The 14114-nt window shown below is 71.8% G+C and carries 14 protein-coding genes; 8 read left to right on the top strand and 6 right to left on the bottom strand.

Annotated elements, in window-relative coordinates:
• Window positions 1-125: 125 nt before the first annotated feature.
• From FHX44_RS05570 to FHX44_RS05560, 3 genes are all read left to right on the top strand, one after another.
• A complete protein-coding gene (locus tag FHX44_RS05570) occupies window positions 126-1238 on the top strand; it encodes an FAD-dependent monooxygenase (protein ID WP_147254480.1) in 1113 nt (370 codons plus the stop codon).
• 185 nt (window positions 1239-1423) lie between these two features.
• Window positions 1424-3385, top strand: a complete 1962-nt coding sequence (locus FHX44_RS05565; protein WP_246170224.1) for an MFS transporter — start codon at window positions 1424-1426, stop codon at window positions 3383-3385.
• Window positions 3386-3676: 291 nt separating this feature from the next.
• Window positions 3677-3916 (top strand): DUF3040 domain-containing protein, encoded by a 240-nt coding sequence (locus FHX44_RS05560; protein WP_147254479.1) that lies wholly within the window; start codon window positions 3677-3679, stop codon window positions 3914-3916.
• 63 nt (window positions 3917-3979) lie between these two features.
• Here FHX44_RS05560 and FHX44_RS05555 read toward each other — a convergent pair whose 3' ends face one another.
• Window positions 3980-4495: a GtrA family protein gene (locus tag FHX44_RS05555; protein WP_147254478.1), complete on the bottom strand. Its 516-nt coding sequence runs from the start codon at window positions 4493-4495 to the stop codon at window positions 3980-3982.
• Window positions 4496-4954: 459 nt separating this feature from the next.
• Here FHX44_RS05555 and FHX44_RS05550 point away from each other — a divergent pair, with 459 nt between their 5' ends.
• Window positions 4955-5599 carry a GOLPH3/VPS74 family protein gene (locus FHX44_RS05550; RefSeq protein ID WP_170308787.1) on the top strand — a complete coding sequence of 215 codons (645 nt, stop codon included), beginning with the start codon at window positions 4955-4957 and terminating at the stop codon, window positions 5597-5599.
• Between the two features lie 10 nt (window positions 5600-5609).
• Window positions 5610-6434 carry a tetratricopeptide repeat protein gene (locus FHX44_RS05545; RefSeq protein WP_147254476.1) on the top strand — a complete coding sequence of 275 codons (825 nt, stop codon included), beginning with the start codon at window positions 5610-5612 and terminating at the stop codon, window positions 6432-6434.
• A gap of 108 nt (window positions 6435-6542) precedes the next feature.
• On the opposite strand, the gene pdxR is transcribed toward FHX44_RS05545, so the two are convergent.
• Window positions 6543-8051 (bottom strand): MocR-like pyridoxine biosynthesis transcription factor PdxR, encoded by a 1509-nt coding sequence (gene pdxR / locus FHX44_RS05540; RefSeq protein WP_147254475.1) that lies wholly within the window; start codon window positions 8049-8051, stop codon window positions 6543-6545.
• A 46-nt stretch (window positions 8052-8097) separates the two neighbouring features.
• Here pdxR and FHX44_RS05535 point away from each other — a divergent pair, with 46 nt between their 5' ends.
• The 3 genes from FHX44_RS05535 to FHX44_RS43765 are packed head-to-tail and all read left to right on the top strand — an operon-like array spanning window position 8098 to window position 9481.
• Window positions 8098-8589: a carboxymuconolactone decarboxylase family protein gene (locus tag FHX44_RS05535; protein WP_147254474.1), complete on the top strand. Its 492-nt coding sequence runs from the start codon at window positions 8098-8100 to the stop codon at window positions 8587-8589.
• On the top strand, window positions 8586-9356 hold the full coding sequence (locus tag FHX44_RS05530; protein WP_147254473.1) for an isocitrate lyase/PEP mutase family protein: 771 nt from the start codon (window positions 8586-8588) through the stop codon (window positions 9354-9356). Before FHX44_RS05535 ends, FHX44_RS05530 begins: the two co-directional genes overlap by 4 nt.
• A complete protein-coding gene (locus FHX44_RS43765; RefSeq protein WP_281287872.1) occupies window positions 9353-9481 on the top strand; it encodes a hypothetical protein in 129 nt (42 codons plus the stop codon). The genes FHX44_RS05530 and FHX44_RS43765 overlap by 4 nt, the downstream gene beginning before the upstream one ends.
• 18 nt (window positions 9482-9499) lie before the next feature.
• Here FHX44_RS43765 and fabG read toward each other — a convergent pair whose 3' ends face one another.
• The 4 genes from fabG to FHX44_RS05510 are packed head-to-tail and all read right to left on the bottom strand — an operon-like array spanning window position 9500 to window position 14065.
• Window positions 9500-10279, bottom strand: a complete 780-nt coding sequence (fabG, locus tag FHX44_RS05525; RefSeq protein ID WP_147254472.1) for a 3-oxoacyl-ACP reductase FabG — start codon at window positions 10277-10279, stop codon at window positions 9500-9502.
• Window positions 10280-10284: 5 nt separating this feature from the next.
• The gene (locus FHX44_RS05520; RefSeq protein WP_246170223.1) at window positions 10285-11391 is read right to left on the bottom strand and encodes a phosphotransferase enzyme family protein; all 1107 of its coding nucleotides are present in this window, start codon (window positions 11389-11391) and stop codon (window positions 10285-10287) included.
• Window positions 11388-12782, bottom strand: a complete 1395-nt coding sequence (locus FHX44_RS05515; RefSeq protein WP_147254471.1) for an aldehyde dehydrogenase family protein — start codon at window positions 12780-12782, stop codon at window positions 11388-11390. Before FHX44_RS05515 ends, FHX44_RS05520 begins: the two co-directional genes overlap by 4 nt.
• Entirely contained in the window at window positions 12779-14065 is a 1287-nt protein-coding gene (locus tag FHX44_RS05510) for a class-III pyridoxal-phosphate-dependent aminotransferase (protein WP_147254470.1), read from the bottom strand. Before FHX44_RS05510 ends, FHX44_RS05515 begins: the two co-directional genes overlap by 4 nt.
• Window positions 14066-14114: the final 49 nt, after the last annotated feature.

Raw genomic sequence — 14114 nt, 5'->3', positions numbered from 1 at the left:
GTTCACCTCCTGCCATCGGCTCGGGCAACGATTGTCGTCGACCCCGCGTCGCGGGCGCACGAGGGAGGAGCGTACGGTCGATTAAAGCAACAGATTGTTGTTTTAGCGCCGTCGGAGGCCCCATCGTGAAGATCCTCGTGTCCGGAGCAGGCATCGCCGGGCTCGCCTGCGCGCTCGACCTCGGCACCCGCGGCCACGACGTCACCGTCGTCGAGTACGCCCGGCGGCTGCGGGTCAAGGGCACACCCATCGACATCCGGGGCGACGCCATCGAGGTCGTGGACCGGATGGGACTGCTCGCGGAGATACGGGAACGACGGGTCCGGATGAGCGAGCTCAACCAGTTCGTCGACGCCGACGGCGAGCCGGTGGCCAGCATCCCCATGGCGGCGGTGAGCGACTCCGACGACGACGTCGAGATCACCCGCGAGGACCTGGTGCGCATCCTCGCCGACGCACTCCCGGACACGGCGACGATCCGCTTCGGCGACTCGATCGAGGCGCTGACCGACGACGGCGACGGCATCGACGTGGCGTTCAGGTCCGGGCGTGCCGAACGCTACGACCTGGTGCTCGGTGCCGACGGCCAGCACTCCGCGGTGCGCGGACTGGTGTTCGGGCCAGAGCAGGACTACCTGCGGCACCTCGGTGTCTACATCGCCCTCGCCACCCTCCCCGGCGAGGAAGGGCCGGACGGCGTCACCCTGCACAACGTCCCCGGCCGGATGGTGGGCATCGCCCGGTTCAAGGGCACGGCGCTGGCGTCGTTCACCTTCCGCTCGGACCGGCTCGACTACGACCACCGCGACCTGGACGCCCAGAAGAAGATCCTCGTCGACGCCTTCGCGGGCCACGCGTCGTGGAAGATCCCCGAGTTGCTCGAAGCGGCCCGCGCCGACCCCGAGCTCTTCTTCGACTCCGCGAGCCAGATCCACATGCCGTCCTGGCACCACGGCCGCGTCGCCCTCGTCGGGGACGCCGGGCACTGCGCGGCCTTCCTCTCCGGCCGGGGCACCTCGCTCGCGCTCACCGGCGCCTGGTTCCTCGCCGAGGAACTCGAACGGTGCGGAACCGACCACATCGCCGCGTTCGAACGGTACGAGGCCCGGCAGCGTCCCTACGTCACCGCCGCCCAGGAACGGGTCGAGCAGGGCCGTGAGCGCCAGACGCCGCTCACGTGGGAGGCCATCGAGGCCCGCAACGAGGCCCTGCGAGCGGCGAGCACGGCAGCGCGCTGAACCACATGCGATGCGACCGCCACCTGCCGCAGGGCGGAGCGCGGTGTTGCGGGCCGGGCGAGCGCGTCGTCGCCCCCGTGCCCGTCCCGTGAACGCTGCCGCAGCAAGGCCTTTCGACGTACGCCGGCGACCGGAACACACCGCCCGGACCACCTTCACCCGCCACGAGCAGGAGATGACTCGTCGTGAATGACGCAACAATGGAGCTCCCCCGGGTGGTCGAGGAGCACCGATGGAGTGGGCGGCTCATCTGCTGGCTGGTCGTTCTCACCCTCGCGAACCGCATGGCCGACACGGCCGTCACAACTCCCTTGATGGTCCTGCCGCAGATGCTCGAGCACTTCGAAACCGACCAGGCCGCGTGGCTGAACGCGAGCGCGCTGCTGGCGGGCGCCATCTGGTCACCGTTGCTCGCGAAGAGCGCCGACATCTTCGGCAAGCGCCGGGTGCTCCTCGCGACGATTCTCGTTTCAGGCATCGGCTCGGTGGTCTGCCTCGTCGCGCCCAACCTCGCGGTCTTCCTGGTGGGGCGGCTCCTCCAGGGCGCCGCGATGGCCGTGGTGTTCCTCACGGTGGCGCTCACGCGCCAGATCAGCGCCCCGCGCGTGGCGATGACCGCCATCGGGATCGTGACCTCCGCCTCCGCGATCGTCGGGATCGTCGAGCCGTTCCTGATGACCCCGATCATCGACCGGTTCGGCTACCAGAGCGTGTTCGTCGTGTCGGTCGCCCTGGCCACGGCCGCCGGGCTGTGCGTCCGACTGTTCGTTCCCGAGTCGCCGATCCGCACCAGCGGCCGGGTCGACGTGGGCGGGGCACTGCTGCTCGGCGGCGGCCTCGCGGCAGTGCTCGGCTACATCAGCCTCGGGCAGGATCTCGGGTGGCTGTCCGGGGGCATGATCGTCCTGGTCGCGGCGGGCATCGCCGCCCTTGCCGGTTGGGTGGTCCTGGCCCTGCGGGTCGACGAGCCCATCGTCGACCTCCGGGCGCTGAGCAGGCCGCTCCTGCTGACCCTGCTGGCCGTGGTGCTCGCCGCGGGCTCGTTCCAGAGCGTGCTGCAGCTGACGAGCCTCATCGCCGAGGTGTCGCCGCAACTCGGGCTCGGCTACGGGCTGGGCGACACCGGTCCGGTCGCGCTGCTGTTCGCGGCACCCGCGCCGGGCATCGTGCTCGGTGGCACCTTCGCCGGATGGCTCGCCACCCGGATCGGCCCCGCACGAACCCTCCTCGGCGGTATCGCGATCGGAACACTGGCCACCTTCACGATGCTGGGCGGGGTGTCCTCGTTCCCGCTGGCGATCGTCGGTGTCGCGATGCTGGGGATGGCCGCCGGCGCGATCGGCACCTCCGGGTTCAACCTGGCGACCGCCCTCGCACCGCCCGAGCGGCACGGCGTGGTCTCCGGTCTCGTGTCGGTCATGCTCTCGCTCGGCGGCGTCGTCGTCACCGTCGCCTCGACGGCGGTGCTCAACGCCACCACCACCGTGGTGAACGGCGCCCCGCAGAACTCCGCGGCCGGCGTGTACCTCTACGTCCTGATCTCCGGGATGCTGTTCGCCCTCGCCACCGTGACCGCGACGGTACTGGTACGGAAGCGGTTCGGCCCGCGGCAGACGCAAAGGAATGCCGGGTCGCCGGGGCGGGCGCACGTGCCCACGGCCCACCGGGCGGCGCCGTCCGCCCGCCACCGCCGTGCGCCCACCCCGCCCGCCGCAGGCGGTGGCGTGAAGAAGCCGGTACAGCGCCTCGCAGTCGGGATCGGCGGAGTGCTGTTCGCCGGGATGGCGCTGTTCTTCGGGACCCAGATCATCACCGCAGGCGACGGCACGGCGCTGCTGGGCAGCCGTCAGGTCGACGTCGGGCCCGACCAGGAACGGGTGCAGGTGGGTGCGCTCTTCGGCAGTGTCGACGTGGTCGTGCCCGACGGCGTGCACGTCCGGCTGGCCGGCCGGGTGGCGTTCGGCGGCACCGAGTGCGAGCGGGCCTGCAGCGAGCCGGGGCGCGAGGTCGAGGTGAACGTCGTCGGTGCGTTCGCCATGGTCGACGTGATGCGCCCCGGCGAGGTCCTGGCCGATGAGCGCGAGGAGGCGCGGGAGGACGCCGAGGACGCGCGGGAGCGGGCGGAGGAAGCCCGGGACGGCGGCTGAGGGCCTCGAAGGCCACGACGCCACAAGAGCGGCCCGAGGACATCGAGGACGGAGCGGCGACAGGCCGTTCACACGTACGTGAATCAGGCGCTGCGCCCCGCATCGAGATCGCGCGCACCACCCTGCTGCTCGAGGCTTCCGTCGCCGACGAGTACGACGGTGCCCTTCCCCTCACCTGGCCGAGTAATCGTCAGCGCGGGCGCGGATCCTGCGGACGAGCGTTTCGTACGTCGTGTTTGATCGCGGCAGAGGCCGGGAACACAGCGTTGCGAGCCACCGGGTTGTTGACGAATGTGCATTGATGCCACGACTGCATCGTCATCTCCCCAACTGCGATCGCGACGGCGAAGACGCTACGTCGAAAGGAACTGCGCTGTGATTGTTCTTGGCCTCATTCTCTTGCTCCTGGGCTGGTTGACCGGTATGAGCCTCCTCTACACGGTCGGCTCCATCGTGCTCATCGTCGGCATCGTCTTCTTCATCCTCGGTAACGTCGGCCGCCCCGTGGGTGGCCGAAAAGTCTGGTTCTGACCCCGCATCGCAGTGCTGGTCGGCAAGCACAGGGCGCGGCGAGCTCGTCCGACGCACCAGAGCTCACCGCATGGCCGGCCGGGAGGGCTCCTCGGTGCGCGGGAACACGATCCAGCGCATCGCGCAGTACATGAAGAGCCCCTCGGCGGCGCCCGCTGCGATTCGGGCCACCTGGTAGTGCACGCCGACGGCTTCGAGTCCTGAGCTGATGGCGACCAGGATCGCGAGGTTGACGGCGACCACGCCGAGGTAGACGAGGGTCTGGCGGCCGGCCGGGTCGTGCGACCGGAAGTTCAGGACGCGGTTGAGCACGAAACCCAGTGCGAACGCGATGGTGTAGCCGGTGCCGACCGCCAGCCAGTACGGCAACTGCCCGTGGCCGTGGAGGGCAGTGAGGATGAGCAGGTCCACGCAGTAGGTGGAGCCGTTGATGGCGGCGAAGCCGATGAACGTCGACGGGACCACGTGGGACAGGCCGAAAGGCAACCGGGCTGCGACGGCGGCACAAATCCGGGCGAAGCGTTCCGGGGTTCCACCTCCGTCGTGGTCGGACGTGCGGTGTCGCGCCTTCGTTCCCATGCTCCCCTTGGTATCCCGTGCTGATCCCGGCTCGGCGGCGGAACGGCGAACCTCAGCTGAACTCCCTGCTCGAGAGCTGGGCGGACCGAACACGGCGGCGTGCTGTCCGACGTCCTGCCGAAATCGCTGAGCTGCACACCCGACGGGGAGCGGGAGGGGGCCGGCCTCGCGGCGCTCGGATCGCCTGATCGCGACATCGCGGCGCAGCTGCGGGGTGCCGGGGCGCACCGGGCACACGCGCTGCAGAGCGGCCCGCGCCGCGGCGGCGGTGGGGAGAGCTGTCGCGCTGCAAGTGCGCTACAGCGGCCCTGGCGGGGTCGGCGCAATGTACTACGACTTGCCGCCCCTGCGTTCGATCGCTGTCAGATCAGAGGAATGAAACGCTTTACGCAATGTCGCGTCGAAATGTCGGGGCCGGGCTGTCGGCAGCGAGACCGCTTCGCTAGTGTCATCCGCGCTATGAAGCAGACAACGAAGTTGTCATGCCAGCTCTTCCTGCTCCTCCATGACCCGTTCACCGGGAAGGGGGAGGTCAGCCAGGAGCTGTTGGAGTGCGGGGTATCCGCTGCCGAGCTCGCCGACCTCGTCATCGGCCGACGGCTCGGGGTCATCGACGATCACGTGGTGGTGGCGGACCAGGTACAGGCCGGGCCTACCGACCGGGTCGGTGACTACGTCCGCGGATGTGTCGCCGATCAACCGAAGACCTACTCCGTGCGCACGTGGGTGGGCTCCCTGGGTGAGGCCGTCACCGACCTCGTCGTGCGGGAGCTCGTCGACGCCGGAGTGGTGCGGCACGAGCGAGGGTCGCTGGGCCTGCGCGGTCGCAAGCCGGACCGGTTCCCGGCGGTCGATCTGTTGCGGGCCAGCAGCTCGCGCAACCGGGTGCGGCACATGCTCACCCATCCCGCCGAGTTCGACCTGGCCGGCGCCACTCTCGCGTCGATGGTCGGCGCGCTGGGTGCCGAGCGGGTCTTCGAGGTCCACGAGGCGCGGGACGTGCTCAAAGAGTTGAGCACCTACCTGCCGTCGGCGTTGCAGGCGGTGGTGGCCGGATTGACCGCGACGGTCGCCGCGGCGTCGGTGGCGTTGGGCGGCCGGTGAGTGCCCACAGATGACATCCGCCGGCGGCGGTCTCGACGGAGGCCGGTTCAAGGGTTCGGCCTTTCTCGCCCAGAGCGCCGCGCTCGACCAGGCCCTCCACGGAGGTCGGCAGGACACCGCGGCCGTCGGCTGGCTGGCGCTGGCGGAACGCAACGCGGCGGGGGTTGACCTCGTTCATCAGGATCGGGCGGACGAGGCCGTCGAGACCCTCCACGATGTGGTCGCCGACTGCGCGGAAGCGCTCGGGCCGCAGCACCCGGACACGCTCGTCGCCGCCGGGAACCTGGCCATCGCCCAAGCGTGCGCCGGTCGGCTGGCCGAAGCGGTGGGCCTGCTCGAGGCGAACCTCGCCTCGCGCGTCGCGGTGTTCGGGGATGGGCATCCGCGCACGCTCGACGCGCGAGATGCACTGGGCACCATGCTGCGGCTATCCGGACGCACGGCCGACGCGTTCACCATGCACTCGCGGGTCGCGCGGCAGCGGGCACTCGCCCTCGGCCCCGGCCACCCCGACACGCTGGTCTCCCGCCTGGGGCTGGCTCTCGACGGCGCGGAAGCGGGCGACCTCGGCCCGGCCTTCGCGGCGCTGGACCGGCTCCTCCACGACGCCGAAGCGGCCTTCGGGCCTCGCGACTACATGACCACGGTCGTCCGGGCGGTGGCCGCGGACGTCGCCCTCGCGCTCGGCCACGTCGACCACGCTGTGACCCAGCTGCAGCTGGCCTACTCGGCTACGGAGTCGGTGCGCGGGCCGGCCCACCCCGACACCGTTGCGCTGCGTGCGGAACTGGCCGACGCGGTGGCCATCCAGTCGGCCGCTCAGTCCGGCCCCTAGGAGCGCCCTGAACAGCTCCGACCTGCTGGCGACGCCCAGGCGGCGCCCTCGCCGCGATGGACGATCGCACCGGTACAACAGCGGTATCGGCTCGATCGTTCCGCCGGCTCACGCTCCCCGTTCCGGCCGGCGCACCCCGTTTCCGCCCACGCCTCCCGTCGATGAGCCGCGTCGGCGCAGACCGGGTGCGTGAGCCGAAACGGCGGTGCGCAGCACGTCGATCAAGGCGTCGAGCGCGTCCGACCAGGCATGGGCGGCTGGGGTGGCGTACCCGACCGCGATGCCGCCCGGCCGGGTCGGCCGGTCGTCATGCCAGGCAGCCCGCATCCCGACGATCCGCACGCCGCGCCCGGCGGCGAGGCGCACGACCTCATCCTCGGTGGGTCCCGCGGCCGGGAGCTCCAGCAGCAGCTGGACGCCGACGGCGGCCCCGCGCACCCGGACCTCCGGCACGTCACGGGCGAGCCGGCGCAGCAGCTCATCGCGCCGGCGCCGGTACTTCAGCCGCTGCGCCCGCACGTGCCGGTCGTAGTCGTGGCCCCGGATGAGCTCGGCGAGCACGAGCTGGCCGATCGACTCGGTCTGCGCGTCGGCGTAGAACTTGGCCTCCGCGACGGCGTCGACCAGTCGCGAGGGCAGGACGAGCCAGCCGAGGCGGACCGCAGGGCCGAGCGTCTTGGACGCGGTGCCGGCATACACCACGTGCTCCGGGGCGACGCCCTGCAGCGCGCCGGGCGGCTGCCGGTCGTAGCAGAGCTCGCCGTCGTAGTCGTCCTCCACCAGGATCCCGCCGGTGGACACCGCCCAGTCGATCAGCGCCCGCCGCCGGGTGGGGCCGAGCACCACACCGAGCCCGGCCTGGTGCGCGGGGGTCAGCACAACCGCGCCGATGTCGGCGGGAACGTCGCTGCTCGCGCCGATCTCGTCGACTGCGAGCGGCACGACTCCCGGCCCGGCGCGGCGCACCACCTCGCGGTGGAACGGCACGCACGGGTCCTCCATCGCGATGGCAGCGCACCCGCGGTCGTGAAGGACCCGCGCGATCAACCCGAGCGCCTGCATGAAACCGGACGTGATCACGATGCTGTCGTGGTCGGTGATGACGCCCCGGGTACGGCCCAGGTACTCGGCGAGCGCAGAGCGCAGCTCTGGGCGCCCCCTCGGGTCGCCGATCGCGAACGCCGCCGTCTCCACGCGGGGCAGCACGGCGCGCGCGGCGCGCAGCCACGCCTGCACCGGGAACGCCGAGACGTCCGGCCGTCCCGGCATCAAGTCGTGCCGGACCGGCGGCACGGGCGGCACAGCCCGGGTCTGGCGTTCCGCGCGGTTCCCCGCAGGGACCGGCACGTCGGCGATCACGGTGCCCGCCCCGCGCCGCGCGGACAGGTAGCCCTCCGCGACGAGCTGGTCGTAGGCCGCGGTGACGGTGCCGCGGGCCACCCCGAGCTCCCCGGCGAGGACACGGGTCGGCGGCAGCCGGGTGCCGGGCGCCAGCCGGCCGTCCCGGATCGCTGCGCGCAGCGCGCGTTCCAGCCCGGCGCGGCGGCCGTGGCCGGCCGGGTCGAAGTCGAGGTGGAGGTCGAGACCACCCCGCACATTGGCCCATTCGGACGGCATGAACTTGGACCATACCAACTGTGCCAATCGCTCCTAGGGTCGAAGCATGACGACCGAAACGACCGAACGAGTCGAGATCCCACCGCGGCTCGACCTGGGTCGGCACGTCGCCGGGCCGGTGTTCCAGGCGTTGCTGCAGTTCAGCCGGGCCGCCGAGAACCACGGCCTGGAACGCTCGCTCGTCGATCTGGTGAACATCCGCGTCTCGCAGCTCAACGGCTGTGCGTACTGCGTGGACATGCACACGATCGATGCCGAGGCGCACGGCGAAACCCACCAGCCGATGCACGCGCTTGCCGCCTGGCGCGAGACGCCGTTCTTCACCGCGCGCGAGCGGGCGGCGCTGGCGTACGCCGAAGCTGCCACAACGCTCGACCACGCCGCGATCGACGCGGCGCTCGCCGCGGCCGAGGCGCACTTCACCGAGGACGAGCTGGTCCAGCTCGTCTGGGCGGTCGCTTTGATCAACACCTGGAACCGCGTGGCGATCCCGGCGCGGGTGCCGCCCGGCCAGTACACCCCGGGACAGTTCTCGTGACCGCCGCCGCGACGGAACTGGCCGACCGGCTGCGCGCGCTGCACGTGCCGGGCAAACCGTTGGTCCTGCCGAACGTGTGGGACGCCGCCGGAGCTCGCGCGGTGGTGGCAGCCGGATTCCCCGCCGTCGCCACCGCGAGCGCCGCGATCGCCCCGAGCCTCGGTTTCGACGACCACGAGAACACGCCGCCGGACGAGATGTTCGCCGCCGTGGCCCGAATTGCTGCGGCCGTGGACGTTCCCGTGACCGCCGACATCGAACGCGGCTACCGGCTGCCCGCCGAAGAGATCGCCGCCCAGTTGCTCGCGACCGGCGCCGTCGGCTGCAACCTGGAGGACTCCGACGCCCGGACCGGCGAGCTCGTGCCGGTCGGGGAACAGGCGCAGCTGCTCGCCGGTGTCCGGGCGGCCGCCCCCGAACTGGTGATCAACGCCCGGGTGGACGTGTTCCTGCACGGTTCAGGATCCCGCGAGGAACGGATCGCCGAGGCCGTGCGCCGCGGAAAGGCGTACGCCGAGGCCGGCGCCGACTGCGTCTACCCGCTCGTGGTCGACGGACTGGAGCTCGCCGAGGCTCGGGCGCTCGTCGACGAGATCGGCGTGCCGGTCAACGTCGCCTACCTTCCGAGCGGGCCATCGCTCACCGAACTCGCCCAGGCCGGGGTCGCGCGGATCAGCTTCGGGCCAGGGCTGTTCCGGATACTGCACGGCCACCTCGAAGCCGCGCTCCGCACGATCGCGGCCGGCGGCGACCCCTACTCGCGATGAGTTTCACGGGTCTGGCGGACCTCGGCGGTATCGGGTTCGTGTTGATGGGGATCGCCATCACCATCGTCCATGTCCGCGCCCGGCTGCCGCTGCCGGTGGCCCGATATCACTACCGCCCCTCCTAGCCCGCCGCCAGAACGAGGTCACATCTCGTCGAGGGCCATCAGCGACTCGGGAAGGACCTGGCCACCGTCGACGACGAGGCACTGACCGGTGATGTAGCCGGCCTCCTCGGTCGCGAAGAACAGAGCTGCGTTTCCGATGTCGGCCGGCGTGCCCAGCCTGCGCTGCGGGATTGATCGCGCCATCTGGTCGAGGTAGTCCTGCCCGAGGTCCTCGAGCCCCTCCGTGACGATGTTGCCCGGCAGCACCGCGTTGATGGTCACGGCTCGCGGGGCCAGTTCCATGGCCGCCGTGCGGATGAACCCGAGCTGGCCGGCCTTGCTGGCGCCGTAGTGGGACCAGCCGGGGTAGCCCGTGATCGGCCCGGTGATCGAGGAGGTGACCACGATCCGACCCCGGCCCGACTCGGTCAGCGCGGGCAGACAGGCCTGGACCGAGAACACCGTGCCCTTGAGGTTGGTGGCCAGGACCTCGTCCAGATCCGCGGGCTTCATGTCCTCCAAGCGGGCGGAGGGAAAGATCCCCGCGTTGGCGCACAGGACGTCGATGCCGCCGTGCCGGGCGAGCGCGGTGCGCGCCATCTCGTCGCACTGCTCGCGGTCGCGGACGTCGCACACGACGGCCGACGCCTCGCCCCCGGCCTGCGTCAACTCCGCGACCGTAGACGCGAGCGCGTCCTCGTCGCGGCCCACGACCAGGACCCGGGCGCCCGCGGCGGCGAACACGCCCGCGATGCCGCGGCCGATGCCCCGGCTCGCTCCGGTGACGACGACCGAACGGCCGGCGATCGAGGTGAACATCAGCATCAACTCCGTGGCGGGGTCGTCAGGGTGTCGTCGTGGGGTTGGCCAGGTGCCCGGCTGTCCGGGCCGAGCGAGTGCCCGGCCGACTGCAGGTAGCGCCGCGCGAGCGTGCAGGAGTCCGCGGTGTAGCCCGGCCCGATCTCCTGGCACTCCCGGGAGTGCGCGTGCGAGCCCATCCAGGCCACCAGCATCAGCCGGCGCATCATCACGAACGTGGCGAGCATCTGTTCGTCGGCGGGGTCGAGCGGTTCCACCGTGCGGTAGCCGCGCAGCCAGGCTGCCTGCCACTCGGGCAGTCGAGGGTCGTGTTCGACGAAGCTGACAGCGGCAGCGAAGTCGTAGAGGAACCAGGAGAAGCCGCAGTCGTCGAAGTCGATCACGTGGAGCCGGTCGCCGTCGACGAGCAGGTTCGCCGCTCGCAGATCGGCGTGGATCAACCCGAAGCGATCCGGGGATGTGCCGTATTCGGCGAGCCGGGCGCGCACCAACTCGGCGGCCGGGGCGAGCAGGGCCCGCTCGGCATCGCCGACGCCGATGCCGTCCTGCCAGCGCCCCCACCTGGCGCTCGCGCCCAGCGAGTTCGGCCAGTCCCAGGAGAACCTCGAGAAGCCGGCCGGGCGTCGCCACGCGCGCGCGTGCCTGTGCAGCCGGGCCGTGATGGCGCCGAGCGCAGCGAAGGTTCCCGCGCCGAGTTGCGCATCGTCGGGTTCGGCACCCGGGACGACCGTGAACAGCGTGGCGTGTCGCGCGACGCCGTCCACATCGACCGTGACGACACGGTCGTCGTCGCGCGTCGGCACCACCGACGGCGTCGAGATGTCGGTGTCCGCGCCGAGAGCCGCCATCCAGTCCAGCTCCGACTCGATCGCCGCCCGGTCGTGGTAGTCGGCCCGGTGCACCCGCAGGATGCCGCTGCGACCCGTCCGGGGATCGTCGATCCGGTACGTGGCGTTCTCCGACAGGTTGATCAGTCGCCTGGTCCGCTGCGCGGACAGCCCGTATCTGTCCAGCGCAGCATCCGCGACCCGGTCGTCGCCCCGCGCAGCCGCTTCGTCCTCGATCGCCTTGGCACCGATCGCCTTGTCTTCGATCGCCTTGTCTTCGATCACCGCCCGCCCTCCCTCGCGTTGGATGCAACCGGGTACGGCGGGACGGGACCGTGCTCGGCCACCCGTGACTCCATCGTGGCGAGTTGTGCGATCACGCCGGGCCGTGTGCCGGTCGACGTGACCGTGGTCCAGCTCAGCAGATCCTCGGGCCGCAGCCCGGGCGACTGCCGGCCGGCAATGGTCATGCCGGCCGCGACGGCGTCGACGAGCCCGGCGTCCCCGTCACGGCCCGCCGTCGTGCACGCGGCGTTCACCACGACCCGGGCGACCGGGACCTCGGTGCAGAACCGCGCGATCACGGCCGGATCGGTCGAGTGCACGGCGGCGGCGAGCCCGGCGCCCCGGGCGCGCACCACGGATCGGGCCGCTGCCACGCCCCGCATGACGTCGGGCACCCGCACGATGCCCAGTACCGGCGCGCGCGACCCGCGCACGAACGGTTCTTCGGGGACGGCGAGATCGAACGGCGCGACCAGGACGCGGGTCGCCGGGTCGACGCGGATTCCGGCGCGGTGGGCGATCCAGGCGGCGTCCCGCCCGGCGGCGTCCGGGGCGGGTGTCCCGTCCGCGAACAGGTACCGGCGGAGCTGCCCGGCCGCCGCAGCGTCGAGCACCGCGGCGCCGCGGCGGCTGAGTTCGGCCGTGACCGGCTCGGCGACCCCGTCCGTGACGACCAGCACCGACTCGGTGCCGCCGACCAGGGCGTTGTCGAACGACACGCTGTCCATCAGCTGCGCGGCCACCGCCGACGGGTCGACCGCCGCGTCGACGAGGACCGGCACGCCGCCTGCGGCCGGGGCGGCCTCGGCGGTGGGGACGGGGGTTGCCACGACGAGGTCGACGCGTCCGTGCGTCAGGAGGTCGGTGGCGGGGGGCGGGGGCTGCTCGGTGAGGCACTGGATGACGCCGTCCGGGGCACCGGCCGCGACCGCCGACGTCGCCAGCAGGCGGACGCCCTCAGCGCAGCTGGGCTCGCCTGCCGGGCACCGGATGACGATCGCATTGCGCGTCATCAGCGCGAACAATGCCGCGACGCAGCCATGGGCGAACGCGGAATGGGCGGGCAGGAGCGACAGCACGACCCCCGCCGGGCGGGGAATCTCGACAAGGGCCCGCGCCGGGTTCATGCGCGGGCTCAGCAGGTCCGGTCCGTCGTGGAACTCATGCGCAGCGTTCGCGCAGGCCGTGTGGGTCCGGGTCCGGTCGGTGACGACCCCGCGACCCGATTCCGCCACCGCTGACTCGGCGAGCCTGCGGGCGTTCGTCTGCGCCGCGGCGGCAACGGCCGACACGATGCGCGCGACCTCGGTGGCGGGGTAGCGCTGGTAGGCCCGGGCGGCCCAGCGTGCCCGGCCGAGGACGTGCTCGCTGGTCGTCACCTGCGCCGTCACGCGGTGCCCTGTGCCACGGGTGTGGCGCGGCGCGCGGCGCGTGACACACCCACGGCCACCCGGTCCAGCAGCTCCTCGACCAGGTCAGGGGTCAGCAGGATGCCGGGCTTGAACTGGAGCACCCGCGGATCGAGCGAGGAGAAGATCGCCCACACGCCCACCTCGTAGAGCTCGCGCATGACGTGCTTGGCGCCCTCGGGATGGCCGAACTCCAGGCCCAGCACGACCCCGTCCTGGCGGATGCCGGTGAACCAGTCCGGGTGGTCGTCGCGGATGGCCCGCAGCCCGGCGCCGACGGCGTCGGCGATGTAGTGCACCGTCGAGCGCACCTCGGGGCGCAGCGTGATCTCCAGTGTCGCGAGCGCGGCGATGCAGCCCAGCTCGGCGCCGCCGAAGGTGGACATGTGCCCGAACCCGTCCTGGTGCAGCCACGCCCCGGCCCGCTCGCTCAGCAGGACCGCCGCGATCGGGTACACGCCCCCGGACAAGCCCTTGCCGGTGACCAGGATGTCGGGCTCGACACCGTGCTTGGTGATGCCCCACAGCTCCCCGGTGCGCATCAGCCCGGTCTGCACCTCGTCGGCGATGTACAGCGCGTCGTACCGCTCGCAGAGCGCCTTGACCTGCGCGAGATAGCCCGGCTCCGGGAGCGGGAAGCCGTAGGTGGCCGGGATCGTCTCCATCACCACCGCCGCGACGTCCCCCGGGCGCAACGCACGCTCCATCGCCTCCAGGTCGTTGAACGGCACCTGCCGGAACTCCTCGGGGCGGTCGGCGAGGAACAGCCTGGAGAACCGCTCGTCGCCGGTCGCGACGGCGAGTCCGGTGTGGCCGTGGTAGGCCTTCACCACCGAGACGATCCCGCGCCTGCCCGTGGCGTGACGCGCGCTCTTCAGCGCGATGTCGACGGCCTCTCCGCCGCCCGAGGCGTACGCGACCTTCGTCAGCGTCGCCGGGGCGCTGCGCACCAGCGCCTCCGCGAGCGCGGTGCGGGCGAGCGACGGGAAGTGGTGGTTGCCGATGTCGAAGCGTCCCATCGCCGCGGTGACCGCGGCCATCACCTCCGGGTTGCGGTGACCGAGGTTGTAGGTCCCGCCGTTGAGGTGCACATCGATCAGCCGCCGGCCATCCATGTCCCAGAACAGGTAGCCCTCTCGGCGGTCGATCACCAGATCGATGCCGCTGCCGACCCAGAACGCCGTCTTGTCGGGATTCCAGTACTCCGCGGCACGTTCCAGCAGCTCAGCCTTGGAGCCGAACCGCACGAGATCGTCGACCTCCATCGTCCTCCCCGATGCGCCGGCGCCGGCGCAGATGCAGCCGGTGTCGATC

The sequence above is a fragment of the Pseudonocardia hierapolitana genome, from assembly GCF_007994075.1.
GTDB lineage: Bacteria > Actinomycetota > Actinomycetes > Mycobacteriales > Pseudonocardiaceae > Pseudonocardia > Pseudonocardia hierapolitana.
This window is presented reverse-complemented; position numbering and strand designations above follow the sequence as displayed.